Here is a 26,387-nt window from a genome sequence, read left to right on the forward strand (position 1 = left end):
GCAGCATGGCGCCACTTCCCCATCACCCGCACCCAGGAGCACCCGCATGCAAACCCGCACGCTTGGCAGGAACGGCCCGCAAGTCTCCGCCCTCGGCCTCGGCTGCATGGGCATGAGCGATTTCTACGGCGACCGCGACGACGCCGAATCCATCGCCACCATCCATCGCGCGCTGGATCGCGGCGTGACCCTGCTCGACACCGCCGACATGTACGGCCCGCACACCAACGAGGCACTGGTGGGCAAGGCGATCAGGGGACGCCGCGAGCAGGCCTTCATCGCCACCAAGTTCGGCATCGTGCGCGACCCGGCCAATCCGGCCGCGCGTGGCGTCGACGGCCGCCCGGAGTATGTGCGCGCCGCCTGCGAAGGCAGCCTGAAGCGCCTCGGCATCGAGACCATCGACCTGTACTACCAGCACCGCGTGGATCCGGCGGTGCCGATCGAGGAAACCGTGGGCGCGATGGCCGAGCTGGTGCAGGCCGGCAAGGTGCGCCACCTCGGCCTTTCCGAGGCTTCCGCCGCCACGCTGGAGCGCGCCAGCAAGGTGCATCCGATCGCCGCGCTGCAGAGCGAGTTCTCGCTGTGGACGCGCGACCCCGAAAGCAACGGCGTGCTCGACGCCTGCCGCCGGCTGGGCATCGCCTTCGTCGCCTACTCGCCGCTGGGCCGCGGCTTCCTCACCGGCGCGATCCGTTCGCCGGAGGATTTCGAGGCCGACGACTACCGCCGTTCCAGCCCGCGCTTCCAGGGCGGGAACTTCGCACGCAACCTCGCGCTGGTGGACGAGGTGAAGGCCCTCGCTGCCGACAAGGGCTGCTCGCCCGCGCAGCTGGCGCTGGCCTGGGTGCTGGCGCAGGGCGACGACGTGCTGGCGATCCCCGGCACCAAGAAGCGCTCGCGGCTGGACGAGAACCTGGGCGCGCTGGACGTGGTGTTGTCGAAGCAGGAACTCGCCGCCATCGACGCGGTGTTCCCGGCCGGGGCGGTGGCGGGCGCCCGCTATGCCGCGGCAAGCATGGCGCACGTGAATCGCTGAAGTTCGTTCTGGAGCCTCTCCGCGGCCCGCCCGTGGGGGATCGCGGACAGGCTCTGTCACGACGCAGGGAACGAATGGCAATCGATCCACTGCACGCCGGTGCCCCGGGTCTGGTCGACCAGCCACGGCACCGCCGTCTGCGCCTTGACGTGGATGTCGTGGAACAGGATGACGCCGCGGCGCCAGAGCAGCATCAGCGTCAGCACGCGCTGCTTGACCTGGTCGGCATCGACCTTGGCGCTCCAGTCCTGCGAGTCGATGTTCCACAGCGTGACGCGCAGGCCCTGGGCATCGAAGAAGGCACCGCTGTCGGAGCGGCGCTGGCCATAGGGCGGACGGAACAACGGCACGTAGCTGGCCGGCAACGTGTCATGCACGAGCGCGCTGCTCCGCATGACCGAATCCTGCCATTCGGGCCACGCGCTGTGCGACTTGTGTTCCCATCCGTGGGAACCGGTGCACATGCCCTGGTAGTCGGCCGCCAGTTCGCTGGCGGGCGTCTGCCGCAATCGCGCCTGCAGGGAATTGCCGAGCAGGAAGAACGTGGCATTGAGGTGCTCGCGGCGCAGCACGGCCAGCAGCTTGCCGGTATTGCCGCCGGCGGCCGTCGGGCCGTCGTCGAAGGTGAGCAGGAAGTGGCGGTCCGCCAGTTCGTTGCCGCTCAGTTCCCGCGGCGAATAGGTGTCCACTTCGCTGCTCACGCGCGGGAACAGCGAGGCCAGGCGCAGCAGTTCGTAGAGATAGACGCGGTGGAACGTTTCGGCTCCCTGCAACCACGGCGCGTAGCGGTCGTCGCGGACCGAAGTGAAGGCGGCAGCTGCCTTCCTGAAGGCGGCTTCATCGGAGCCGCCTGCGCAGAAAGGTTCGCCCGTGCCGCAGTGCGTGGCGGCCAGGGCATAGTTCGCGGCCAGGCGATGCCAGTAGATGCCGCGCATGCGGTCGACCGCCGCGCGATCGAGCTGCTTGAGCTTGAGCGCGTCGCGCAGGCTGTCGTCGCCCAACTGCTCGCTTTCGCTCAGCGCATGGCCGAAGGCCAGCAGTTCCGCGCGGGAGGCACGGTCGAAAGAGGCCGCCGTATCGATGGGATCGGGCCAGAGTCCGCGATCCATCGAAGCGACGGCACTGGGGCCGGCGGCATGCAGCGGGCCGGCGGCAAGAAGGAACAGGCCAAGCAGGATGACTGGCTTGCGCATGGGCGTATCCCGGTATGAGAAAAGCCCCCGGCGTGCGGGGGCTGCTGGAGGTCAGTGGTGGCTGCCAACGCGCTCGATGGCGCTGTCGTAGGTCGGGTTGGCCTTTTCGCGTTTGGCCGCCTGGTAGTTCTGCAGCGCACTGGCGAAGTCGCCGGCTTCTTCGTACATCCTGCCGATGTTGTAGTACGAGCTGGCGCGCACGGTGGCGGCGGTGGGGCCGCTGGCGAGAGCGAGCGCCTTGCGGTCGGCCCAGATCGCCTCGGCCTTGCGCCCCGCCTTCTGGTAGGCGAGCCCGAGGTTGCTGTACGCCTGGCCGTAATTCGGGTCCTGCCCGATGGCCTGGTTGTACAGCGCGATGGCGTTGTCCAGCTGGCCCGCGTGGTAGGCCTTCTCGCCGGACTGGTTCGAGGCATGGGCACGGGCGGGATCGACGGGCGCCTGGTTGGCGGCAACCACATGGTTCTGCTCGTTGCTGGCGTCGCTCAGGGTATCCAGCACGTTCTCTGCGGCCACGTCGACGCCACGCATCGTGTTGATGTCCTGGATTTCGCCCGCCCCGGTGATGCGGAACACCGTCCACAGGTTGCCGGCCTGGCCCTGCGGCACGTAATAGGTGCGCACCAGTGACTGGCCCACGTAGACGAACACCTTGGCCTGGCTGGCGGAAAGGTCGTTCGTGCCGGGTACGTGCCGATCGGTGTAATCGTGGACGGCATAGACATAGGTCTCACCCTGGTGCTTGCGCTCCAGCGTGACGGTTTCCGGCCCGAACCCCTGGGTGGCGTCGACATCGAGGTTGGCGTCGGTGCCGCGCCGGTTGCGCCAATAGATGTTGTTGCCGGGGTAGACGATGTGCGAGTCCAGGTCCTTCGGTGTCGCGCCCCAGGTCAACACGATGCGCAGGCCGTCGAGGCCGTTCATCACCGGGCTCAGCGCATAGGTCAGGCCGCTGCACGGGCACTTGGCCACGAGGTCGGAATAGCCGTCCTTCTTGACGATGATCAGCGAACCGCCGTCGGCCAGCGCACCGGCATCCAGCACCGCCCTGCCCTGCGCATCGGTCTGGGCCGTGACCGATTGTTCGCCGTTCTTCTGCAGGATCACCGTGGCCCCGGCGATCTTCTGGTCCTTGACGGTGGCGCTGAGCACCTGCACCTGCCCGTCGGCGGCATAGGCACCGGTGGCCAGAAGAAGCGCGAGGAACGCCGCGGACGAACGCATGCCGAAAACCATGACTACCCCCTGTGTAGACGGTTGGTGGATGAAGCGCAGCGCGCATTCTAGGCAAGCTGCCGGCGCGGAACCTGCCGGATTTCGGCGCAATTGATGGCAACTGCTCCTTGCCCGCGCCGGATGGCGGCCGCGAATGCCCGTCGCCCGGCTGGACGTCGCCAGGAGCGTGCACCCCGCTGCGGCAGGCGACGGCCGAAACACACCGCCCCCTGTGTGCAGGGGGCGGTTCGGGAGCGGATGAAGGCTTGCGCGGGTTGCCTTTCCCCCTCTGTTCGCAGGGGGAGGACGATGCTCAAGGCATCGTGTAGCTGTTGTTGGAGCGATCCGCGTCGGGCAGCTTGTGGTCGGGATCCAGCTCCAGCTTGCCGATGCGCTTGTCCGTATCCAGCGTCACCTTGGGCGTGGCGCCGAAGCGCCAGGTTTCCACCGGCAGGCGGATGTCGCGGTGCGTGCCGTCGGCGAAGTCCACGCGCAGCGTGGCCGGCATCACCAGCTTCTGCTTGCTGACCAGGTTCACCGTGACGCCCTTGGCCGGGTCGTTGTCCACGTAGCTGGCGCCGCTGATGCCCATGTCGAGCTGCCAGTTGTGGAAGTACCAGCCGCGCCACCACCACGACAGGTCCTCGCCCGCCGCGCTGTCCATGAAGCGGAAGAAGTCCGAGGGCGTGGGATGGTGGTAGGCCCAGGTGCGGATGTAGGCGCGGAACGCGGGGTCGAAGCGGTCCGGCCCGAGGATCTGCTCGCGCAGCAAAATCAGGCCCAGCGCGCCCTTGAAGTAGGTGAGCGGGTGGCGGTACTTCTCGCTGATGGAATCGGCGTGCGCCATCAGCGTGGGCGCATCGGGGTCGGCCAGCAGCGGCAGGATGTCGTCCACCGGGTTGCCGCCCTGCGGCGCGTATTCGCCGTCGCGCTTGGGTCCGTATTCGCCATGGTTGAAGGCATCCGACGCGTACACGTCGATGAAGGTGTTGAAGCCCTCGTCCATGAACGCGTTGCGGCGCTCGTTGGAGCCGACCACCATCGGGAACCAGGTGTGGCCGATCTCGTGGGCGCTGATCCAGAACAGCGGCGCGCCGCTGTCGGTATAGCCGTCGAACACGATGCCCGGATATTCCATGCCCGCGCCATGGCCGCCGAGATTGATCGCGTTCGGCCACGGGTACGGATACCACTTCGACGAGAAGTGCTCGACCGCGCCCTTGATGTATTCGGTGGAGCGGTTCCACTTGTCCGCACCCACGCCCTCGACCGGGTAGATCGACATCGCCATCGCGTGCTTGCCGTCGGGCAGGTTGATGCGCGCGGCATCCCACACGAAGGCAGGCGAGGCGGCGAAGGCCACGTCGCGCGTGTGCTCCATGTGGAAGCGCCAGGTCTGCGTGCCGCTGCGCGCGGGGCGCGAGGAAGGATCGTTCACTTCCTCCGGCTTGCGGATGTAGACCGTCTTGTCGCTGTTTGCCGCCGCGGCCAGACGCTGGCGCTCGGTGGCGGTGAGCACCTGATCGGGGTTCACCAGCTGGCCGGAACCTTCCACCAGGTAATTCCACGGCACCGTCACCGCGTAATCGATGTTGCCGTATTCGAGGTAGAACTCCTGCCCGAGGTAGGGCAGCGTGTCCCAGCCACGCAGGTCGTCGTACACCGCCATGCGCGGGAACCACTGCGCGATCTCGTAGATGTCGCCGTTCTTGCTCGGCGTGACCGCGGTGCGCCCGCCCCACACGCCGGGCACGGTGTAGTGGTAGCGGATGCGCAGCTTGAGCTGGCCGCCCTTGGCCTTGAGCGTCGCGGGCAGGTCCACGCGCATGCGCGTGTCGTCCACCAGGTAATGCACTGGCTTGCCGTCCACTTCCACCGCGTCGAGCTGGTAGCCATCGCTGGATTCGCCATGCTTGAGCCGCCACGGCGAGGCGATGGCGCCGCGCGAATCGGGCTTGTAGATGTTCTGGTCGAGCTGCACCCACACCGCATCCAATGCATCGGGGCTGTTGTTGGTGTAGGTGATGGTCTCGTCGCCGGCCAGGCCGTGCGTGGCCGGGTCGACGCTGGCCTTGATGTCGTAGTCGACGCGGTTCTGCCAGAACTCCGGGCCGGGCCTGCCGGCGCCGTCGCGGAACGCATTGGCCGGATACGGCAGGGAAAGCGGTGCGAACAGCGCCTGGGGATCGAAGGCGGAAGCCTTGTCCTGTGCATGGACAGGCGCGCACAGCGCGGCGGCAACGAACAGGGCGGCGACGGCCGGGAGGGGAGTTTTCATCGGGGAGGTTCGGTCGTGGGCGACCGGCCCACTATAGGAAGCCGGCGCGGCGGAGGGATAGGCCAGAAGTCACCGTTACACTAGGCGAATGAGCACGCCCGACCAATCCCTACTCGGCAAGGACACGGTCTACATCGACCGCTACGACCCCAGCCTGCTGTTTCCCATACCCCGCGCCGCCAAGCGCGCGGAGATCGGCGTGGACGAACCGCTGCCCTTCCACGGCTGCGACATCTGGAATACGTACGAACTTTCGTGGCTGGATGCACGCGGCAAGCCGCAACTGGCGGTGGCCGAATTCCGCGTGCCGGCCGGCTCGCCGAACATCATCGAATCGAAGTCGTTCAAGCTGTACCTGAACGGTTTCGCGCAGGAGCCGCTGGCCAGCACGGATGCGCTGCGTGCGCTGTTGCAGAAGGACCTGGGAGCCGCCGCCGGCGCCGCGGTGGACGTGACCCTGCGTCCTGCCCGCACCGCCGCGCATGCCTTCGCCGACCTGGCGGGTGAATCCATCGACGACCTGCCGGTGGCGATCGACGACTACGGCCCGCCCAAGGCCGACTACCTGCGCGCCGACGCGGGCGCCGGCGTGGTCGAGGAAACCCTGGTCAGCGACCTGCTGCGCTCCAACTGCCCGGTCACCGGCCAGCCCGACTGGGGCAGCGTGCAGATCGCCTACCGCGGTGCGCCGATCGATCGCGAAGGCCTGCTGCGCTACCTGGTCTCCTTCCGCACGCACACCGAATTCCACGAACAATGCGTGGAGCGCATCTACATGGACGTGACGGCGCGCTGCGTGCCCGCGCGGCTCAGCGTGTACGCGCGCTACACCCGGCGCGGCGGGCTGGACATCAACCCGTTCCGCAGCAGCGCGCCGGCCACGCCGGACAACCTCCGCGGCGCGCGGCAATAGCCCGTGGCCCCCCCCTGCAGTAACTCGCGCTTCAGACCCTTGCCACTAGCCTCGACGGGACTCGACTGCGGCGGCATCGCCGCCACCACCAGGGGTTGCGCCATGCACCGTCACGCCCGACCACTCGCCCTGTGCTGCGCCATCGCATTGCTGTGCGGCTGCCACCGGCATGGCGACACGGCAAGCGCGCCAGGCACCACGGCGCCGGCCAAGGCGCAAAGCAGCAAACCGGCGCCAGCACCCGCGGCGACGGCACCCGCGCCCGCCCCCGCCGGCAGCGCGCCCAGGACCGCCGCCGCGGTCGACCAGGGCCTGCGCGTGGCCGCCCTCACCCTCGGCACCGCGATCGACGCCGGTTATGCCGTGACCATGCCGGCCACCCGCTTCAGCGCCGACACCCACACGATCTACGCCAGCGTCGCCACCACCGGCCACGCCAGCGGCGCCAGGCTGGACGCGCGCTGGCGCTATCTGGAGGGCCAGGGCGTGCTGGTCAACGAGCTCAGCCAGACCATCGCCACCGACGGCCCCGCCGTCACCACGTTCGAAGTGCAGAACCCCAACCGCTGGCCCGCTGGCAAATACGTGGTGGAAATCTCGCTGGATGGCAAGCCGGTGGCGCACAGCGGTTTCGAAGTGGTCGACGGCGCAGTGGGAAAGAACTGACGCCACGGGCAGGACCCGCGCGCCATCCAAGGCATGCAGGGAGGGCGTCGCGCAAGGCAACGGGCGGGTGCGGCGGGACGTGAATCTGGTGCGGGACCGGACCCGGCGCTCAATCGCGATTCCGCTCGATCCAGGCCCGGTACGTGCGGTAGTGATGGATGGCGAAGCCGGCGAACGACGGATCGTTGCGCAATGCCTGTTCCACGGTGCCCAGCGCCTGCTCGAACACTTTCGGCCCCGCCTGGTCGAAGGTGACCTTCTCCGGGTCGTCCGGCGACACCTGCAGGCCGATCACCACCTTCTTGCCGACGCGGTCGGCGTAGGCGATTTCGCTGGCGGCGTGCGAGAGGATGCTGTCGCGGCCCTCGGCCTTGTGGCGGTAGTCCATCAACGCGACGTAATCGAACAGGTCGATGACGTGTTCGCTCACCGGGCGCCTGGCGCCGTTCCACACCACGTCGATGCCGTCCAGCCAGAACGGGATGGCGGGACCCACGGCCAGGGTGGCGTGGTACTCGCGCTTGATCTTCATCAGCGCGTCGCCCATGTCCAGGAAATCGGTGAGCAGGCGCTCGCGGCTGCCGTCGTTCCACTCGTCGAGGATGTGCGGCTCGATGTCCAGGTTGGCACCGTCGAAGCGTGCCGCCGCCGGCATACCGGCGTTGTACTGCACCACCCGGCGGAACATGGCCTCGGCCTGCCGGCGATAGGCGGGCAACACGTAATTCTCGGTGTGCAGGTAGGCCGAGCCCAGCAGCGCGTACACCTTCATGTGCTGCCGGTGCAGCCGTTCGATGAAGGCGCGGTACAACGCGGGCTGCTCGACGAGCAGGTCGCGGCCCTGGTACGCGTCGGCGTAGAGGTACACCGTGTCGATGTGCTGCGACTGCAGGTAGCTCACGGCTTCCTGCGCGACGGCAGGGTCCCTGACCATGGCGTAGGAGTCGGCCTCCCAGGTCCAGACGGCGCGGCTGGCGCGGGCCATCGCGCCGGCCGGCAACGCGCACAGCAGGAGCAGCAGGCCCAGGCCGGCGAGGCGGTTCACGGCGCGCTGCCGGCTGCGGCGCCGGCATCCACCGGCACGTGGTACCGCCCTTGCCCGATCGCCTTGCCGGTCTGCGGATCGGAGGGGAATACCGAGACGTAGCAACGGCTGCTGCAGGCATCGGGACGCTGCAGGCTCAGCTGCACCTGCTGGTGCCCGTTCGCGGGGAGCTGCATGGTGTGGCCGTAGGTTTCCTGCAGTTCGTGGCCGTCCTCGGCGGTGAGCACGGCCAGCGGCACGAACGCGCGGCTTTGTTGCGCATCGCCGTTGCCGAACATCGCCGTCAGCTGCAGGCCGTGGCCGGCAACCGTCACCTCGGTCGCGTCCGTCGACAGGCCATGCATGACCGGCGCCTCGCCGATGGCCGGCTCTTTTTGCGCCACCTCCTGGTAGGCCACCAGTTTCGGCTTGGCGCCGTCGGGTGCGAGCGCCAGCTTCTGCATGAAGATCGCATTCGCCTGCTCGTAGCGCTGCAGGCGACGCGTCACCCACTCGAGCGCGAAGGCATCGTCCGCGGGCGCGAGGTGCATGCCGTCCTGCAGCTCGAACAGCTGCCCGTTGTGCAGCCACCAGCGGCCGGCCAGGTAGTCCGGCGCACTGGTCTTGGTCTGCTGCAGCGGCAGGTGGTGGATGTTGCGGAAGCTGTCGGCCACGTCCAGGCCGGTGCCCAGCCACGGCGTCTGCGCCGGCCGCTTCAGCCCGTAGGTATGCGACAGCAGCGCCAGCAGCGACGGCGTGACATCCAGCTGCGAGGACACGGCACGGAAGTGCCTGGCCTGCCTGAGCAGCGGCGAGAAGACGATCAGCGGCACGTGGTAGCGGTCGATGTGCTCGCCCATCGGGATCTCCGGCAGGCGATGGTCGCCGGTGACCACGAAGATGGTGTCGGCGTACCACGGCTGCTTCGCCACGGCGTCGAAATAGCGATGCAGCTGGTCGTCGGTATAGAGGATGGTGCTGTAGATGTCGGCGTCGGCCCGGTACGACGCTAGTTGCGCATCGGGCACGTGCAGCTCGCGCAGGCGCTGTTCGAAGCGCACGCGCCAGGCGTCCTGGCCCGGGAACTGGTAGGCGGTGTGCATGGAGATGGTCTGCATCGCCAGCAGGAAGGGCGCCTGCAGCTGCGCGCTGTCGGCCAGCACGCGCGACACCAGTTCCTTGTCCGGGTAGCCCCATTCGCTGAAGGGGTTGAGCTGGTAGCCGGGGCCGAAACCCTTCCTGTCCACCAGATGCTGCACGCCCTGCAGCTGCATGAAGGCGCGCTCGTCGTCGAAGGTGGTGTCGGTGCCGTTGTAGAACGCGGTGTGGTAGCCCTGCTGCTCAAGCAGGTTGAACAGCCCCGGGCCCGGCGGCATGCGCGCGCCCAGGGAGGTGAAACCCTCCTTGGCGAACGGCGCCGAGTTGAACAGGCTGGGCAGCACGCCGAAGGTGCGGCCCTGGTTGGACAGGAAGTTGTCGAAGTACAGGCTGCGCGCCGCCAGCCCGTCGAGGAAGGGCGTGAAACTGCCCAGCGACGCCTGCGGCCCCGAGAACGAGCGCCCCAGCCCTTCGACCACGATCATCACCACGTTGGGCGGGCGGCCGTCGGAGGTGGGGGTGAAGTACGGGCCCAGCGTGTCCGGCGTCTGCTCCGGATGCAGGAACGGGAACTGCGGGTCCAGCGGCGGCTCGTCGGCGCCGGCCGTCGCAGCCTTGCCGGACGCGGGCATCGCCACGGCATCGCGTTTCGACCAGCGCCAGACATCGGCACAGAACCATGCCAGCTTGTTGCCGGCCAGGTCGCGCGCCGCGTCGTTGCGCAAGGCTTGCGCGCCCGTCGGCAGCGGCAACGACCACGCCAGCAGGCCGGCGACCAGCAGCAGCGAGGTCCACCGCATGGAGCCGGCGGCCCACCGGCGCACGCCCAGGTACAGGCCACCCCACAGCAGCAGCAATGGCAGGACATACGCCAGCACGTTGCGCGGGGCCAGCGGCGTGTCGCCGGACAGGGTGGTGCGGATTTCCGCGACGCTGTAGCCGAACAGGTCCGCCCCCAGCGGCACGTGCGCCACCTGGAAGTACTGGTCGAGCCCGGCCTGCGCCACGACGAACAGCGACCACAACGCAGCCAGCGCCACGATGCGCAAGCGCTCCCGCCGCAGGGCCAGCAGCGGAAGCGACAACAGCAGCAGGATCGGCACCGCGCGCAGCAGCACCAGCGCCGCCTGCGCGAGTGCGATGCCGGCGACGGCCCATTTCTGGTCGCCGCCCCAGGCGGCATCGGCGACGCCGTCGACGACCGCGCAGGCCACCAGCGCGAGTTGCGCCGGCAGCAGCGCCGGGAACGCGGCGGCGAAACGCGACCAGAGGTTGCCCTGCGCCGCGGCGGCGGCGGCCGACGATGCCCTCACCATAGCGAATACAGGGTCAGCGAGAGAAGCTGCTCGTTGACGCCGGGGATGTCGCTGCCTTCGGCGTAACCGGCGCTCAGCTTGAAACCCCACTGCGGCGACAGATAGTGGCTCCAGGCGATGCCGATGGCCGCGCTGTTGTTCATCACCTGGGTGCCATAGGTGTTCAAGTCGGTGCTGCGGCCATTGCTGACGCTCACTTCCAGATAGTCGAAGGCGTCGCCGCGGTAGTAGTTGCGCAGCAGGAAGCGGTTGCTCCAGCTGCCGGAGCCCACGCCCGGCACGTACTGCAGCTTGTAGCGCGCATACCAGTTGCCCCAGTAGCGACCCACGCCGACGCCGTAGAACTGGGTGTCGCCGGAGAAGCGCAGGTGATCGACGCTGGCCGACAATTCCCAGCCGCGCCCCACGCCCTGGAACACTTCCGCGCGCCACTCCTGCTGCGGCAGGACGCCGGAGCTGGGGCCTTGCTGGTAGCGCAGGTTGGCGTAGGCGCGCGACCAGAGCGGCACGTAGCCATCCAGCGCCCAGGCATTGTCGTTGATGCCGAAGTGGTCGGAACGCAGCAACTCCAGGGCGAGCGAGCCCTGGCTGAAATAGCGGCGCAGCGAAAGGTCGATGTCGTTCCAGCCTTGCTGCCCGCCGGTGAAGCCGGTGTGGTCCCAGCCGAGGGAGGCGCCCCAGTCGTAGCCGGTGGTGAGGCTGGTGGCGCGCGGTTGCAGGCTTTGCCGCAGGCTGTCCACTTCGGCGGGGTTCGCCCCCAGCGTCGCGGCGGCATCGAAGTCGGCGCGGGCGGCGGCGAGCTGCCCCAGGTCGCGCCGGGCGCGACCGCGCGCGATGTACGCGTCCGGGTCGCGCGGCGCCAGCGTCACCCAGTGCGAGTAGGCATCGGCCGCCTGCTGCGGGTGGCCGCTCCAGCGATAGACATCGCCCAGCGCCGACCAGGCATCGGCGTAATCCGGGCTGTGCTGCACCACCGTGCGCAGGTCGCTTTCGGCGGCATCGTATTGCCCGTCCCAGGCGTAGGTGCGTCCGCGCGCCAGCAGCAGGTCGCCGTTGCCAGGGTGTGCGGCCAGCAGGTCCGTGTAGCGTTGGATCGCCAGTTGCCGCTGGCCGCCGGTCGCGAGCTGGCGTATCTGCGCCATCTGCACCGTCAGCGAGTCGGGAGCGGCGGACTGCGCCATCAGGCAGGGCGAAAACGCCGTCAACGCCAGCAGCAGTGGGCACAGGGTGCGGAGCGTGCGGGTGGGGCGCCGTTGCGTGGCCACGGCTGGATTCCTGCATTTCATGAGTGGTGGCTCCCGCCGGCCTGCGCGTCGATGGGCATCGCTTCCTCTTCCGCCTGGTCGTGGTGCCACGAGCCATCGCGCTGGATGTGGCCCCACCGGTGGTGCTTCCGCAACCCGAACAGCCAGAGCAGGGTGCCGTAGAAGCGCCAGCAGGAATTCAATTGGCGGTAGCCGAAGTTTTCCAGCACCGCCACCAGGAACAGGCGCAACTGCTGCACCGGCTTTGCATACAGGCCGAAAGACAGCTCCTCCAGCAGCATCGCGTTGACCGAGAGCAGCATGCCCATGCCTACCGCCGCCGCCAGGAAGATCAGGAAGCCCTTCAGCGGCACCAGCCCGGCCAGGGCCAGCACGATCATCGAGAGGTAGCCGACCACCTCGATGATCGGCCCGAGGAACTCGAACACCAGCATGAACGGGAACGCCACCCAGCCCACCGCGCCGCCGTTGCGCCTGAACATCAGGCCGATGTTCGACCACAGGCTTTCGGCCAGCCCGCGTTGCCAGCGCACGCGCTGGTGGCCCAGCGAGGCGACGTCGGTCGGCACCTCGGTCCAGCACACCGGGTCCGGCACGAACACGATGCGGTAGTCGCGCTTCTCCTTGCGCAGGTTGCGGTGCAGGCGGATCACCAGGTCCATGTCCTCGCCCACCGTGTCGTCGCGGTAGCCGCCGATGGCGATCACGCGCTCCTTGTAGAACACGCCGAAGGCGCCGGAGATGATCAGCAGCGCGTTCATCGGCGACCACCCCATGCGCCCGAACAGGAACGCGCGCAGGTACTCGATCACCTGGAAGCTGGGCAGCCAACGGTCGGGAAGCCCCACCTTGGCGAGCATGCCGTTGGCGACCGTGCAGCCGTTGAGCACGCGCAACACGCCACCGCTGGCCACCACGCGCCGGTCCTCCAGGAACGGCCGCACCACCCGCGAAAGGCTTTCCGGCTGCAGGATGCAGTCGGCATCCACCACGCAGAACAGCGGGTAGCGCACGCAGTTGACGCCGGCGTTGATCGCATCGGACTTGCCGCCATTGGCCTTGTCCACCATGCGCACGCGCGGGTGGCGCGCCGAGGCATAGACGCCCCTCACCTCTGCCGTGTGCAGGCGGGCACGATAGGCCTCCGGCACCTTCACCAGGCCGAAGGCCTCGATCAGCGCTTCGCGGGTGTGGTCGTCGGAACCGTCGTTGACCACCACGATCTCGAACTCGGGGTAGTTGGTCTTGAGCAGCGAGTGCACCGAGGCCACCACCGACTTCTCCTCGTTGTGCGCGGGCAGCACGATGCTTACCGGGGGCTGGTAGTCGCGCAGGCCGGGCGGCAGGTAGTTGGCCCGGTACTCGCGCATGTAGCGCACGATCTGGTAGGCGGAGATGTAGTTGAGGATCAGGTAGCCCAGGTTGATCGCCACGAAATAGATCATGAAGATCCACTGGATCGAAACCAGCACCTGGTCCCATGGCCCATACGATAGGCTGGCCACGGACGCGCTCAGGTATGTGTTCATGCCACGACTCCCATGTCGTGCTCGGAAAGCACCTGGTCGATGATGTCCCGGCCGTAGGCGTCGCCCTGCCGGTGCTGCATCTCGCGCATCGCCGCCGCGCCCATGCCCGGCAACGCCAGCAGCGCCTGCGCGGCCCGATAGCGCACCCACCACACCTTGTCGGCCAGCATCGGTTCCAGCCGCTGGCTGTCGGCCGCTTCGCCGATGCGCCCCAGCGCCGACGCCGCGTGCATGCGCACGTGCCAGCGCGGCGCGTCGAGGAAGCCGGCCACCCGCTCGCGGTCCTGCCTGTCGTTCACCAGCTGCAGGCAGACCGAGATCGCGTGGTCGTCGATCGAGCCGTCGAGCAGTTGCCGGATCACCACGGCGGCCCGATCGGGATCGATGTCGGCCAGGAACCGCACCAGCTTCACCATCGAGCTGGTGCTGGCGCGCAGCAGCGTGTTGTCGAGCTCGCGCACTGCGCTGCCGTCCTCGTTACGGGCCAGGATGCGTGCCACGTTGCCCGGCATCCAGTCGTCGCGCTCGAGTATCATCGGCACGAACATCGCCATCGCCTGGGGCGGATCGACCTGCCCGAGCGCGTGCGCCGCGCACAGCGAAACGATGGGGCTGTGGTCGTTGAGGAACGGCACCAGTTCGTCGAACACGCTGCGGTCGCGCAGGTGGCCGAGCGCGATGATCGCCATCGCGCAATCGTGGTAGTTGCCCCGCAGCATGCGGCGCGCCGCGTCCACCAGCCCCACGCGATGCCCCAGCGGCAACAGCCGCGCCGAATCCGCTTGGGACAGCGACTCATGGGTCGTGTTCCAGACCTCGATGAAGCCGGTGACTTCGTCCTTGCCAAGCAGGCGCAATTGCACCTCCTTGCCCGCCAGCACCTGCCGCATCACCTGCAGCCAGTGCTGCTGCGCGCGCTTGTCGCGCCGCTCGCGCCATTGCGAGCGCGCCCGCAGGATGACGATGATCGTCAGCAGGCTGAAGGCCAGCAGCAGGGTGAGCACCGCCACCCAGTACGCCACGGCCAGCAGCGTCGCCCCATTGGCATGAACATCCATCACAGCCCCCTTTCCTTATGCGACACGTGGTCCGATCCACGTCCAGTAGATGCATAACCCGTTCCAGACACGGATGGCGACACCGCATGCCCCCGCCCCACCCGGATCGACGCCTGCCCGTGGCCAGCCGCGGCCCGGCCCCGGTACCCCTGCGGCATTCAGGCGGACGTGCCGGCGTTGTCGGGACACGACTGGAGCAGCGCGCCCCGAAACGCCAGGACGGGCCCGGCGAGGCGCATTGCAACGTGGATGCCCGATCGTGCGACATGCGGCACTGCGCGCCGGTCCGGCGCCGGGACGCCGACGACCGCGTGCGGCCTGGACATGGCAGACCTGGAACAGATGCGCTGTAGCGTGAGCCCCCTTCCCCTGGAGGACATGGTTTAGCCACCATGCCAAAAAATGTGAACTAGATCACATTTTTGTCACATTAGCGCAGATCAAGGCCGAGATAAAGCCAAGGGGTCCGGCCGTCGCCGGCGCCCGCACGGTGGCAGATGGCAAGAACCGGCGCCTTGCATGGCATCGACAGGAAAGACGCGCATACCCCGGTGCCGACCGCCTGGAACTTTTGCTTTACGCCGGCGCAGGCACACCGGTCAGCAGAACGACTCGCCTCGACCTGCGAGGCCGCGGCCTCCCACACTTCTCTCGCGCCCGGTGACATCACCTGTCTGGGGTTTGATCCCACTGCTTGTAGTGAGCATTCGGGTTCCACGCCTTTGAACAAAAGAAAGCATGGATGGGCCGAATCCATCACCGGCCCAGCGCGGCAAGTGCCGGACAACGGCAACGGCAAGCAGACGCGCCGCTACGATGTGGACGGCTGCCGCGTGACCGCCGAAGCCACGCAGCCCGCCATCGACGCACTGACGCCCGGGAGAAGAACCCAAAAAATCGCGCCAGCGATGACCCGGAGGGCGACCGCCAAGGATGCCGTCCCATCGCCCTGCGCATCGACGGCTTTCCGGTCGTTACACTGCGCGTCCCGCTCCCTGGCCATGTCCATGTCCGCCCCGGTTCGACTCAACCATCGTGTCTCCGAGCTGTTCGGCCTCTCGCGCGCCGAAGCCGAGCAGTTCATCCGGAACGGCTGGGTGTCGGTGGATGGGCAGGTGATCGAGGCGCCGCAACACAAGGTAACCGTCGAGCGCGTCGAGCTCGCCCCCGACGCGCGCCTGGGAGCGGTGGAGCCGGCCACGATCCTGTTGCACAAGCCGCCGGGCGTCGATGCCATCTACGGCGACAAGTCCGCCAGCAGCCTGGTGACGCCGGCGACCCGCTGGGCCGACGACCCCAGCGGGGAACGTCTGCTGCGGCGCCATTTCCATCGCTTGACGTCGCCGGTGCCGATAGACGCCGAAGCCAGCGGCTTGATGGTACTGACCCAGGACGGCCGGATATGGCGCCGCCTGACCGAGGATGCCGGCCTCATCGAGCACGAGTACATCGTCGAAATCAGCGGCGAGATCGCGCCCGACGGCCTGCGCCGACTCAGCCATGGCCTGAGTTTCAACGGCCGCGTGCTGCCGCCGTGCAAGGTCAGCTGGCAGAACGAGACGCGCCTGCGTTTCGCGATCAAGGGCGTGCAAGGCGGACAGATGCGCGACATGTGCGCGCAGGTCGGGCTGGGCGTCGTGTCGATCCGCCGCCTGCGCATCGGCAGGATCGCACTGGGCAAGGGCCCGGACGGTGCGATGCCACCGGGAGCCTGGCGATACCTGCCCGCGGGCGAGAAATTCTGAGGCCGGGGCGCGTCGGCGCCTCCATGAGGTTCCAGTCTTCCGCGGCCGCCTCGCGGCCCTGCTGCCGGATCAGCACTTCTTCGCGCGCATCGTTGATGGACTGGCGGATGCTGTCGAGATCGACCCCGCTTTCGTCCGGCGTGAACTCGCCGCTCAGTTCCGTATCGGGCCGCAGCTCGCCGGCCTGGAACAACGCCCACATTTCCTCGCCGTACCACGTGTCCAGCAGCCCGGGCGCCCAGCGTCCAAGATACGCGGCGAGGTTGTTGACGTCGCGCAGCAGCATCGTGCGCGCCGCATTGTTGCCCCCGGCACTGACGACTTGCGGGAAATCCATCACCACCGGCCCATCCGAACCGACCAGTACGTCGTACGCGGCCAGATCGCCATGAACCAGCCCGCAGCACAGCATCCGCACCACCTGCCGTACCAGCACGCCATGGTATTCACGCGCCCGCTCCGCACGGAGTTCCATCTCGCCCAGGCGTGGCGCGGAGAAGCCTTCGGCGTCGGCGACCGGCTCCATCGCCAGCACGCCGTGGAACTAGCCAAACGGCTCGGGCACACGCATGCCGGCGTCGCGCAACCGGTAGAGCGCATCGACCTCGGTATTCTTCCAGGCTATTTCCTGCCGCTTGCGGCCGTACTTGCTCGCCTTGCCGATCGCCCGTGCCTCACGGCTGCCGCGTACCTTGCGCCCTTCCTGGTACTGCACGCGCTGCTGGAAGCTGCGCTGCGCCATGTCCTTGTAGACCTTTGCGCAGCGCACTTCGCCGCCGCTGCGGACAATGTATACGGCCGCTTCCTTGCCACTCTTGAGCGGGCGCATCACTTCATCAATGACGCCGTCGTCGATCAGCGCCCGCAAGCCTTGGGGGATCTTCACGGTGTCTCGGAAGATGGCGCGCCCGGAGGGATTCGAACCCCCGACCAATGGCTTCGGAAGCCACTACTCTATCCGGCTGAGCTACGGGCGCGTGGTGCTGCGAGGCCGCGTGCGGATCGTTGCGATCCGTGGCGGGCGGGCAGTATAGCGGAGATGGCGGGGATCGCCCATGCGGGGCGATCCGGGCTTACGCGGGGTGGTGCGGCAAGAGCGCCCTCTCCCCCAGCCCCTCTCCCACAAGCGGGAGAGGGGAGAAGGCGGGCGATCAGCGGGCCTTGAACAGCGTGGCGAGCGTGTCGGGCTTGCTGGTGTCGCGCACCAGGTGCGGGTACTTCAGGCCGTCGTGGTAGTCGATGGTGATGGTCTTGTACTGGTCGAAGTCCTTCACCAGCAGCTGGATCTGCTGGCTCTTGTCCTTCGCGGCGGCGGTGACGGCGTCCTTCAGGCCATCCGGATCGAAGTCGCGGCCGTTGACGGCGACGATGGTCATGCTGGGCGCGAGGCCGGCCTTGAAGGCGGGGCCGTCCCACAGCACGTCGGCGATCTGGCCGCCCTTGCCCACCGACACGCCCAGCGAATAGGTGAGGTCGGCGAAGTGGCGGCGCGCCTCGATGGCCTTCACCGCGGCGCTGGGCTTGTCGGTGTAGACCAGCTTCCAGCCGTGCGCCTCGAAGCCGCCGGTCAGCGGACCGTGGCCGTCGAGGCGGTCGCGCAGGTATTTCGCCCAGTCGTAGGGCTGGATGTCGTTGAGCGTCTTCACCACGTCGTCGAAGGTGTAGGTGTTGGTGACGAAGCTGCCGTTGTCCATGCCGAAGAAGGCCTTGGCGAAGTCGTCGATGCTCTTCTTGCCGCCGCTCATGTCGCGCAGCTTGCCGTCCACGTCCAGCCAGATCAGCTGGCCGGCGCTGTAGTAGTCCTCGCTGCTCTGGTAGTTGCGGTAGGGCAGCGGCGCGCGCTGGGCGATGATCGGGTCGTTGGTGGTGTCCTGCACGTTGCGCCACGAGGCGAGGCCGGGGCGGCCCTTGTCGTAGGTGGCGGCCACGTAGGCCCACATGTCGTGCGCCTGCTCGTCGTTCCACAGCCCGGCGCGCGAGGCCATCACCTGGCCCCAGAACTGGGTCTGGCCTTCATATACCCACAGCAGCGAGTCCTGCATCGGCACGTTGAAGTTCGGCGTCCACAGGTCGGCCGGGCGGCGGTACTTGCCGTCCCACGAGTGGTTGTACTCGTGCGAAAACAGGTCGCGCTCGAGCGCGTTCTTGTCCCACTCGCTGAAGAAGTCGGCGCCGGTGCCGTCCTCGCTGGACTGGTGGTGCTCCAGGCCTTCGCCGCCCATCTTGTCGCTGAGCGAGACCAGGAAGTCGTAGTGGCCGTAGTGGTGCGCGCCGTACAGCTTGTACATCTGCTGCACCAGGTTGTGGAACGGCTTCTCCTGCTCCGGCTTGATCTCGAGGTACTTCGGGTCGTCGGCCACGATGTCCATGTGCACGCCGGCCTTGGCGCCCGGGTCGAGGTCGAGGCGCTTGAAGTACTTGCCGGCGTAGATCGGCGAGTCCACCAGGGTGTTGAAGGTGGTGGTCTTGAAGTGCACGGTGTCGCCGTCGTGCGAGGCCGTTTCCAGCGCGGTACCGAACTGCCAGCCGGCAGGGAACTTCGCGCTGGCATCGACCTTGATCTGGCGGGTGTAGTAGCCGGCCGGGTACAGCGTATTGGCGTTCCACTGCAGGTCGAGCATTTCCGGCGTCATCACCACGCGGCCCTGGCGGGTGTTCTGCGGCGAGAGGTACTGGAAGTCCACCTCGACATTGCTCGCGCCCTGCGGCACGTCGAGGTGGAACGCGTAGGCGTTGAGCGGGTCGCGCGTCCACGGGATCACCTGGCCGTTGGCCTTCACCACCAGACCGGCGAACTTGTCGATCGGGCCGCTGGGCGAGTGGTTGCCGGGCAGCCACTGCGGGTAGAGCAGGGTCAGCGGGCCGGCCTGCACGGGCACCACTTCGTGCACGCGGAAAATGCGATGGGCGAGGTCGGTGGCGTCCACGCTGATCTGCAGCGTGCCCGGGTAGGCCACATCCTGCGGCGGCGGCACATCGGCGAGTGCATTGAGACTGACCAGGCCGAAGGCGCTGGCGACGATGGCGGAAGCGAGGCGTGTGGCTTTCAATGGATTCTCCCTTGGCAACGGCCCGCGCGGCGAGATGGTGCGAGGGCAAGGGCTCGATGCTAGACCGGCCGTACGCTGCGCTCCCCCTGCCAAAGGTCATTCACCGGGCAAAACGCCACCAGGACTGCTGGGCGAAAATTCCCGGAAAATCGCTGGACAACCTTGACCGCCATCACCCGCCCCCGCACGATGCGCCACGCTTCAATTTCCCCGCTCATACGGACCCACAAGAAAATACGGAGGTTTTCCATGAACAAGGCACTAGTTGCAGGCGCAATCGCCGTCATGCTCATCGCGCCGCTGACAACACGCGCGGACGACAGCACCAACAACGGTGATCGGCTGGACAACTTCTACGTCGCAGGCAACCTTGGCCAAACAAAGTACCGTACCGATATCAGCCACCCCAACAGCGTGTTCCAGAACGTACGCTTCGGCTGGCGCTGGAACGACTACATCGGTGCGGAAGTCGGCTATGCCTATCTCGGTCACCGCAAGGATGTCATCAACAGGGCCGGCACTCTCCTTCCTACCCTACCCCCATCTATCGTCACCTCCCCTTCCCTCCCCCCTTCCTTCTCCGCCGCTCCCATTCACAGGGAAACGTCAGTGAACTCGCGTGCCGCCACCATAGGCGTCAACGGGAGATACAACTTCTATCGGAACTGGTTTGTCACTGGTCATGCCGGCTACCTGCGCTCACGACGCACGAACGAGGTGAATTACTACGTCCTCGGCACTTCCAGCGACCATACGAGTTGGAACAACGGCTGGTACGGCGGATTGGGCGTGGGCTATGACCTGACCCGGAACGTGAGCCTTGCCCTGAATTACGACAATTACCACCTGCAGTACGGCCATCCGGGAAGCTTCCGCGATGACGTCAACGTTGCCGCGTTCTCGGCATCTTTGGAATACCGTTTCTGAGCTGGACGGCATACCGACGAACAAAAAGCGACGGCCGCCCCGATGGCGGCCGTCATTGTTTCAAGGGTGCGTATCACCTGCGCGCCGTGGCGATCGCGCCGAGCAGGTCCTTGCCGTCCGCGCGCACCAGATGCGGGTAGCGCAGGCCGCCGTGGTAGTCGATCTTCACGGTGTTGTAGACGTCGACGTTCTTCACCAGCAGCTCGATCGGCGCGCTGCCAGTCTTGGCCGCGGTCACCGCGTCCTTCAGCGCGTCGGGCGAATAGTCCTTGCCGTCCACGGCGACGATGACGAGCCCCGGCACCAGGCCGGCCTTGAAGGCCGGGCCGTTCCACTGCACGTCGTAGATGTTGCCGCTCTTCGAGGCCGACAGGCCGAGCGAGGCGGCGAAGTCGGCGCCGTGGCGAATGCCCTCCATCGCCTTGGTCTGCGCGTTCGGCTGGTCGGTGTAGACCAGCTTCCAGCCGCCGCGCTCGATGCCGTGTTCGGGCAGGTTCGGCCCGGTGTAGTCGAGACGCTCGCGCAGGAAGCTGGCCCAGTCGAACGGCTGCACCTGGTTGAGCGTGTTCACCACGTCGTCGAAGGTGTAGGTCCTGGTGACGTAGCTGCCGTTGTCCATGCCGTAGAAGGCATGCGCGAAGTCGTCCAGCGAGTGCTTGCCGCCGGAGAGTTCGCGGATCTTGGTGTCCACGTCCAGCCACAGCAGCTGGCCTTCGGGATAGAAGTCGGTGCCGCGGCGCCAGTTCGACCAGCCGCCGCCGCCGTAGTAGGTGAGCGGCGCGGCATCGGCGGTGTCCTGCAGCGAACGCCAGGCGCGGCCGGTGCGTTCGCTCATCTGCGAGGCGATGTCCGCCATGGTGTCGCGGAACTGCTCGGGCGACCACAGGCCGGCGCGCGCGGTGAGCACGCTGCACCAGTAGTCGGTCAGTCCCTCGTACACCCACAGCAGGTCGTCCTGCATCTTCACGTTGAAGTTCGGCGTCCACAGGTCGGCCGGACGGCGGAACTTGCCGTTCCACGAATGCACGAATTCGTGCGGCATCAGGCTGGCCGCCAGCGTGTGCATGTCGTCGTTGGTGAAGAAGTCGGCCGGCAGGCGGTCGTCGCTGGACTGGTGGTGCTCCAGGCCGAAGTGGCCGGTGTGATCGGACAGCGTGAGCAGGAAGTCGTAATGCTCGTAATGGTGTGCGCCGAACAGCAGGTTGGTCTGCGTCACCACCGCGCGCTGCTGTTCCAGCTGCTTGTCGGTGAGCTTCACGTCCTTGGCGCCATCGCCCACCACGTTGAGGTACACCGGCACCTTCACGCCCGGTGCGAGATCCACGCGGTTGAAGTGCTCGCCCGCGATCAGCGGCGAATCCACCAGGTTGTTGAAGGTCAGCGGCTTGAACTGCACGGTGCTTCCGCTCTGGCTGGCCACTTCCATCGCGCTGCCGAACTTCCAGCCCGCGGGCAGCTGCACGGTGGGCTGGATCTTCACCTGCCGCGAGTAGTAGCCAGCCGGGTAGAACGCCACCTGGTTGAACTCCACGTCCACCAGGTTCGGCGTGGACGAGGCGCTGGCGCCGAACAGGCTGTCCTCGCCCGGCGCGGGCGAGAGGAACTGGAACGAAAGGTCGAGCTGGCCCACGCCCTGCGGCACGTCGAGATGGATCGCGTACATGTCGCGCAGGTCGCGCCGCCAGGCGAGCTGCTTGCCGTTCGCGGTGATGACCAGCCCGGCCACGTTCTGGATCGGGCCGGACGGCGCGTGCTCGCCGGGAATCCACTCGGGATACAGCAGCGTGACCTCGCCCGGCTTCACCGGGATCGTCTCCTGCACGCGGAACATGCGCTTCGGCGCGTCGGTGAGGTCCACGTTCACCATGAGCGTGCCGTCGTATGGCGTATCGACGGGCGCGGCGCGGCGGGCATCCTGCGCATGGGCGACGGAAAGCGAAAGCGCCCCGACCACCGCAGCGGCGATCAGGCTGGAACGAAGGGCATGACGGTTCACGGGTGGCTCCGGCAACAACGGGATGGCCGTTGGATGCTAGGCCGCGGGGGCACGGCATCACCCTGCCAGAGGTCATGCCACGCGACGAAATTATTTGCGGCGCGGCGCCGCCTCGCGCAGGCGGCGGCACTCGGCCGACATGGCGGCGGCGTGGCGTGGCCCGGAAGCCGGCCCGAACGCGGCGCGGTTCAGTCCGGCCGCTCCAGCTTGCTGTGCCGCATGCCGTAGCCGAGGTAGATCACCATGCCGAGGCTCACCCAGATCAGGAACACCTTCCAGGTGATCGCCGGCAACTCCGCCAGCAGCCAGATCGAGAACGCGATGCCGACCAGCGGCACCACCGGCACCCACGGCGTGCGGAACGCGCGGTGCAGCTCCGGCTTGCGCCTGCGCAGCAGCAGCACCGAGGTGCAGATCACGATGAAGGCCGAGAGCACGCCGATGTTCACCAGTTTGGCGACCTCCTCGATCGGCAGCAGGCCGGCCACCAGGGCGGTGAACACGCCGAGCACCACCGTCGGACGATGCGGCGTGCCGTAGCGCGGGTGCACCTTGGCGAACCAGCCCGGCAGCAGGCCGTCGCGCGACAGCGCGAACCAGATGCGCGTGGCGCCCAGCATGAAGGCGAACAGCACGCTGATCAGGCCGAACACCGCTGCCACCGATACTGTCAACGCCACCCACGGCAGGCCCAGCCCCTTGAACGCATCGGCCACCGGCGCCGGCGTGTTGAGCGTGGTGTAGTGCGCGATGCCGGTGAGCACCAGCGACACCGCCAGGTACATCGCCATCGAGATGCCCAGCGACAGCAGCACCGCGCGCGGCAGGTCGCGCTGCGGATTCTTCGATTCTTCCGCCGCCGTGGTCAGCGTGTCGTAGCCGAACACCGCGAAGAACACCACCGCCGCCGCCGTGGCGACGCCCTGGAAGCCGAAATGCATCGCGCCGTCGGCACCCATCGCGCGCGCGGGGATGAACGGCAGCCAGTTGCCCGGCTTCACGTAGAACGCGCCGATGCCGATCACCAGCACCACGGCGGCCACCTTGATCGCCACCACCAGCGTGTTGAAGCGCGCGCCCCACTCGGTGCGGAAGGTCAGCAGCGCCGCCACGCCCAGCGTCACCAGCGCGGCGATCACGTTGAACACATGACCCTCGCCCGTGCCGAAGGCGCCCTGCGCCCAGAGCGGGACGGGGATGCCCATGCCGGCGAGCGCGGACTGCACGTAGCCGGACCAGCCGATCGCCACCACCGCGACGATCAGCGCGTATTCCAGCAGCAGGTCCCAGCCGATCAGCCACGCGGCCAGTTCGCCGAGCACGGCGTAGCCGTAGGTGTAGGCGCTGCCGGTGACCGGGATCATGCCGGCGAACTCGGCGTAGCACAGCGCCGCCGCCGCGCTGGCGATGCCCGCGATCAGGAAGGAGAGGATCACCGCCGGGCCGGCATTCAGCGCCGCCTGCTGGCCCGCCAGCACGAACACGCCCACACCGATGATGCCGCCGATGCCGATCGCGGTGAGCTGCCACAGGCCCAGCACGCGGCGGAAGTCGCTGCGCCTGCCCACCTCGCCCTGCAACTGCTCGATGGACTTGTGGCGGAGCATTCGGCTCGGCAAGGACATGGGTTCGCTCCCCGGAAAAGATCGGCGGATCATAGCTTGCGATGGCAAGCAGGGCGGACACCGTCCGCCAGGAACGAAGGCGGGTATTGGCCGCCCTGCGAAAGACTTGCCGAGTGAATCCTTCTCCCTACGGCCTGATTAGCGTCGAGTCTCAGTCGTGCCATGTGCTGTCTCCCTCCCCTGCGTGCAGGGGAGGGCTGGGGTGGGGTCAGGCTCTTGCGAAAGCCATCCATGAGGGTCTTTCGCAAGGGTTCACCCCCTCCCAACCTCCCCCTGCAAGCAGGGGGAGGAGCAAATCGGCTCACCACTGAGACTCGACGCCAATCAGATCCCGGAGGGAGAGGGGAGATGAGCCACCCTCAACACGCATCTTCCGCAAGATACGTATAAGCCGTGAGGCCACCATCCAGCGCCGCATACAGCACCTCGGCCTCGCCGCCCGCGACGCCCGCCGCGGCGATGCGCTCGCGGTAGCTGGCGCGCAGCGCGGCAAGGTCGTAGCCCACGTAGTCCAGCATCAGGTCGGTGGTATCGCCGCGGCGCTTGTGTGCGAACACGTAGCCGTCGCCGTCCACGCGCACGTTCACCGCGTCGGTGTCGCCGAACAGGTTGTGGATGTCGCCCAGCGTCTCCTGGTAGGCGCCGACCATGAAGATGCCGAGGCGATAGCTCTCGCCGTCCTTCAGCGCGTGCAGCGGCAGCGAGACGTCGACGCCCTCGGCGTCCACGTAGTGGTCGATGCGGCCGTCGGAGTCGCAGGTGAGGTCGACGATCACGCCGCGCCGGGTGGGCTGCTCGTCCAGCCGCGCGATCGGCACGATCGGGAAGATCTGCTCGATCGCCCAGATGTCGGGCACCGACTCGAACACCGAGAAGTTGACGAAGTACTTGTCGACCAGCTTCTCGTCCAGCTCGTCCAGCGCGGCTCGATGCGAGCGCTCGCCGGGCAGCAGGCGTCCGCGCACCGCGCCGGCGATGGCGTAGTACATCTCGTCCAGCCGCGCGCGGTCGGCCAGCGCGAGCTGGCCCAGCGCGTACAGCGCCTGCCCTTCGGCGAGGTGGTGCTGGGCCTCGTGGAACAGCTCCAGCGGCGGGCGCTGGTCGAGCTCGGCGTGCACTTCGCGCAGGCGGCGCAGCACGGCCGGCTCGTCGGCGCCCGGCGCGGGGATCGTGCCTTGCGGCACTTCCTCCACCTCGCTCACGTTGACCACCATCACCGCGTGGTGCGCGGTCATCGCGCGGCCGGCCTCGGTGAGGATGTGCGGCGCCGCGAGGCCCTCCGCCTCCACCGCCTCGGCCAGCGACTGCACGATGGTGGCGGCGTACTGCTCGATCGAGTAGTTGATCGAGTTGTGGCTGCGCGAGCGCGAGCCCTCGTAGTCCACGCCCAGGCCGCCGCCCACGTCGACGATCTCCAGCGGCACGCCCATGCGGGTGAGCTCGACGAAGTAGCGGGTGGCCTCGCGCATGCCGTTGGCGATGTCGCGCACGTTGGAGATCTGCGAGCCCATGTGGAAGTGCTGCAGCTTCAGCGTGTGCTTGAGGCCGGCCCGGTCCAGCCGCTCGATCAGGGTGAGTACCTGCGCCGGCGACAGGCCGAACTTGCCCTTGTCGCCGCCGGTGTTCTGCCACTTGCCGGCGCCGATCGAGGCCAGGCGCACGCGCACGCCGAGCAGCGGCTCCACGTCCAGCGCCCTGGCCTCGGCGAACACGTGGTCCAGCTCGGACAGCTTCTCGATCACGATGTGCACGCGCAGGCCGAGCTTCAGCCCGATCAGCGCGAGGCGGATGTATTCGCGGTCCTTGTAGCCGTTGCAGATCACGATGGAGCCGGGCCGCGCCATCGCCAGCACGGCCATCAGCTCGGGCTTGGAGCCGGCCTCCAGGCCGAAGCCCGCGCTGCCCGCGGCCACCAGCTCGCCGGCCACGCCGCGCTGCTGGTTCACCTTGATCGGGTAGATGGCGGTATAGCCGCCCGCGTAGCCCCACTCGCCGATGGCCTTGGCGAACGCGGCCTGCAGCCGCGCCAGGCGGTCGGCCAGGATGTCCGGGAAGCGCACCAGCAGCGGCAGGCGCAGGCCTTCGGCGCGGGCGCGCTCGACGATGGCCGGCAGCGACAGCGCGGGGCCGCGCACGCCCTGCGGGCGTATCGCGATCCCGCCGTCCGCGCCGACGTCGACGTAGCCGTCGCCCCAATGGGCCACGGCGTAGGTGTGGCGGGCATCGGCCACGCTCCAGGGCTTCGACATGGGAATGTCTCCTTGTGCAAACGGAAAGAAGGCATGTCGTCGCAGCGGCGAGCCTTGACGCAGATAAGCACGATGGGCCGGAAGCCTCGCACGCCGCGGGGCCCATCGCGCCAGCCGGGGCAGTCGCGCACCGGAACCGCCATTGTAACAGCCCATCCACGACAGCTCGGCTACAATGGGCGGCCAAACTTCGCGTCCGACCCA

17 protein-coding genes, 1 tRNA gene and 1 pseudogene are annotated in these 26,387 nt (G+C 67.8%); 5 read left to right on the forward strand and 14 right to left on the reverse strand.

The genetic code is table 11. The features are described from left to right. The first annotated feature begins 46 nt into the window (after window positions 1-46). Window positions 47-1,039 (forward strand): aldo/keto reductase, encoded by a 993-nt coding sequence (locus IHE47_RS16460; protein ID WP_192107860.1) that lies wholly within the window; start codon window positions 47-49, stop codon window positions 1,037-1,039. A gap of 56 nt (window positions 1,040-1,095) precedes the next feature. Here the strand turns inward: IHE47_RS16460 and IHE47_RS16465 are convergent, their stop codons facing one another. The 3 genes from IHE47_RS16465 to IHE47_RS16475 form a co-directional block, all read right to left on the reverse strand. Further along, entirely contained in the window at window positions 1,096-2,232 is a 1,137-nt protein-coding gene (locus IHE47_RS16465) for a polysaccharide deacetylase family protein (RefSeq protein WP_192107863.1), read from the reverse strand. Between the two features lie 51 nt (window positions 2,233-2,283). Continuing rightward, window positions 2,284-3,453, reverse strand: a complete 1,170-nt coding sequence (locus IHE47_RS16470) for a tetratricopeptide repeat protein (protein ID WP_192107864.1) — start codon at window positions 3,451-3,453, stop codon at window positions 2,284-2,286. A 304-nt stretch (window positions 3,454-3,757) separates the two neighbouring features. Next, window positions 3,758-5,722, reverse strand: coding sequence for a M1 family metallopeptidase (locus IHE47_RS16475; protein ID WP_192107867.1), 1,965 nt, complete (start codon window positions 5,720-5,722; stop codon window positions 3,758-3,760). Between the two features lie 88 nt (window positions 5,723-5,810). Here IHE47_RS16475 and queF point away from each other — a divergent pair, with 88 nt between their 5' ends. Further along, window positions 5,811-6,635, forward strand: a complete 825-nt coding sequence (gene queF, locus IHE47_RS16480; RefSeq protein ID WP_192107869.1) for an NADPH-dependent 7-cyano-7-deazaguanine reductase QueF — start codon at window positions 5,811-5,813, stop codon at window positions 6,633-6,635. Between the two features lie 102 nt (window positions 6,636-6,737). After that, entirely contained in the window at window positions 6,738-7,301 is a 564-nt protein-coding gene (locus tag IHE47_RS16485; protein ID WP_192107871.1) for a hypothetical protein, read from the forward strand. Between the two features lie 109 nt (window positions 7,302-7,410). Here the strand turns inward: IHE47_RS16485 and IHE47_RS16490 are convergent, their stop codons facing one another. From IHE47_RS16490 to IHE47_RS16510, 5 genes are read right to left on the reverse strand one after another with little or no spacing between them, the layout of a single operon-like run. Further along, entirely contained in the window at window positions 7,411-8,346 is a 936-nt protein-coding gene (locus tag IHE47_RS16490) for a hypothetical protein (RefSeq protein ID WP_192107873.1), read from the reverse strand. Then, the gene (locus IHE47_RS16495; RefSeq protein ID WP_192107875.1) at window positions 8,343-10,739 is read right to left on the reverse strand and encodes an LTA synthase family protein; all 2,397 of its coding nucleotides are present in this window, start codon (window positions 10,737-10,739) and stop codon (window positions 8,343-8,345) included. Before IHE47_RS16495 ends, IHE47_RS16490 begins: the two co-directional genes overlap by 4 nt. After that, window positions 10,733-12,004: a YaiO family outer membrane beta-barrel protein gene (locus IHE47_RS16500; protein WP_192107877.1), complete on the reverse strand. Its 1,272-nt coding sequence runs from the start codon at window positions 12,002-12,004 to the stop codon at window positions 10,733-10,735. Before IHE47_RS16500 ends, IHE47_RS16495 begins: the two co-directional genes overlap by 7 nt. Before the next feature lie 17 nt (window positions 12,005-12,021). After that, complete coding sequence (locus IHE47_RS16505; RefSeq protein ID WP_192107879.1) at window positions 12,022-13,533, reverse strand: glycosyltransferase; 1,512 nt, start codon at window positions 13,531-13,533, stop codon at window positions 12,022-12,024. Beyond that, window positions 13,530-14,591: a HEAT repeat domain-containing protein gene (locus IHE47_RS16510; RefSeq protein ID WP_192107881.1), complete on the reverse strand. Its 1,062-nt coding sequence runs from the start codon at window positions 14,589-14,591 to the stop codon at window positions 13,530-13,532. Before IHE47_RS16510 ends, IHE47_RS16505 begins: the two co-directional genes overlap by 4 nt. Window positions 14,592-15,598: 1,007 nt before the next feature. On the opposite strand from IHE47_RS16510, the gene IHE47_RS16515 reads away from it, so the two are divergent. Next, on the forward strand, window positions 15,599-16,336 hold the full coding sequence (locus IHE47_RS16515) for an rRNA pseudouridine synthase (RefSeq protein ID WP_192108352.1): 738 nt from the start codon (window positions 15,599-15,601) through the stop codon (window positions 16,334-16,336). A gap of 28 nt (window positions 16,337-16,364) precedes the next feature. On the opposite strand, the pseudogene IHE47_RS16520 reads toward IHE47_RS16515, so the two are convergent. From IHE47_RS16520 to IHE47_RS16530, 3 genes and pseudogenes are all read right to left on the reverse strand, one after another. Then, a pseudogene (locus tag IHE47_RS16520) lies at window positions 16,365-17,222 on the reverse strand (PA4780 family RIO1-like protein kinase); the annotation flags it as partial. 14 nt (window positions 17,223-17,236) lie between these two features. After that, a tRNA-Arg gene (locus IHE47_RS16525) sits at window positions 17,237-17,313 on the reverse strand. Between the two features lie 174 nt (window positions 17,314-17,487). Next, the gene (locus tag IHE47_RS16530; protein WP_192107882.1) at window positions 17,488-19,386 is read right to left on the reverse strand and encodes a M61 family metallopeptidase; all 1,899 of its coding nucleotides are present in this window, start codon (window positions 19,384-19,386) and stop codon (window positions 17,488-17,490) included. Between the two features lie 249 nt (window positions 19,387-19,635). Between IHE47_RS16530 and IHE47_RS16535 the strand changes: the two genes are divergently transcribed. Continuing rightward, window positions 19,636-20,313, forward strand: a complete 678-nt coding sequence (locus IHE47_RS16535) for a porin family protein (RefSeq protein ID WP_192107884.1) — start codon at window positions 19,636-19,638, stop codon at window positions 20,311-20,313. A gap of 73 nt (window positions 20,314-20,386) precedes the next feature. On the opposite strand, the gene IHE47_RS16540 is transcribed toward IHE47_RS16535, so the two are convergent. The 3 genes from IHE47_RS16540 to speA form a co-directional block, all read right to left on the reverse strand. Continuing rightward, window positions 20,387-22,309: a M61 family peptidase gene (locus IHE47_RS16540; RefSeq protein WP_343227497.1), complete on the reverse strand. Its 1,923-nt coding sequence runs from the start codon at window positions 22,307-22,309 to the stop codon at window positions 20,387-20,389. Between the two features lie 188 nt (window positions 22,310-22,497). After that, window positions 22,498-23,934, reverse strand: coding sequence for an amino acid permease (locus IHE47_RS16545; RefSeq protein WP_192107888.1), 1,437 nt, complete (start codon window positions 23,932-23,934; stop codon window positions 22,498-22,500). A 359-nt stretch (window positions 23,935-24,293) separates the two neighbouring features. Then, window positions 24,294-26,183: an arginine decarboxylase gene (speA, locus tag IHE47_RS16550; RefSeq protein ID WP_192107890.1), complete on the reverse strand. Its 1,890-nt coding sequence runs from the start codon at window positions 26,181-26,183 to the stop codon at window positions 24,294-24,296. Window positions 26,184-26,387 lie beyond the last annotated feature (204 nt).

Origin of the sequence: Rhodanobacter sp. DHB23 (genome assembly GCF_014842975.1) — a bacterium.
Lineage (GTDB): Bacteria > Pseudomonadota > Gammaproteobacteria > Xanthomonadales > Rhodanobacteraceae > Rhodanobacter_A.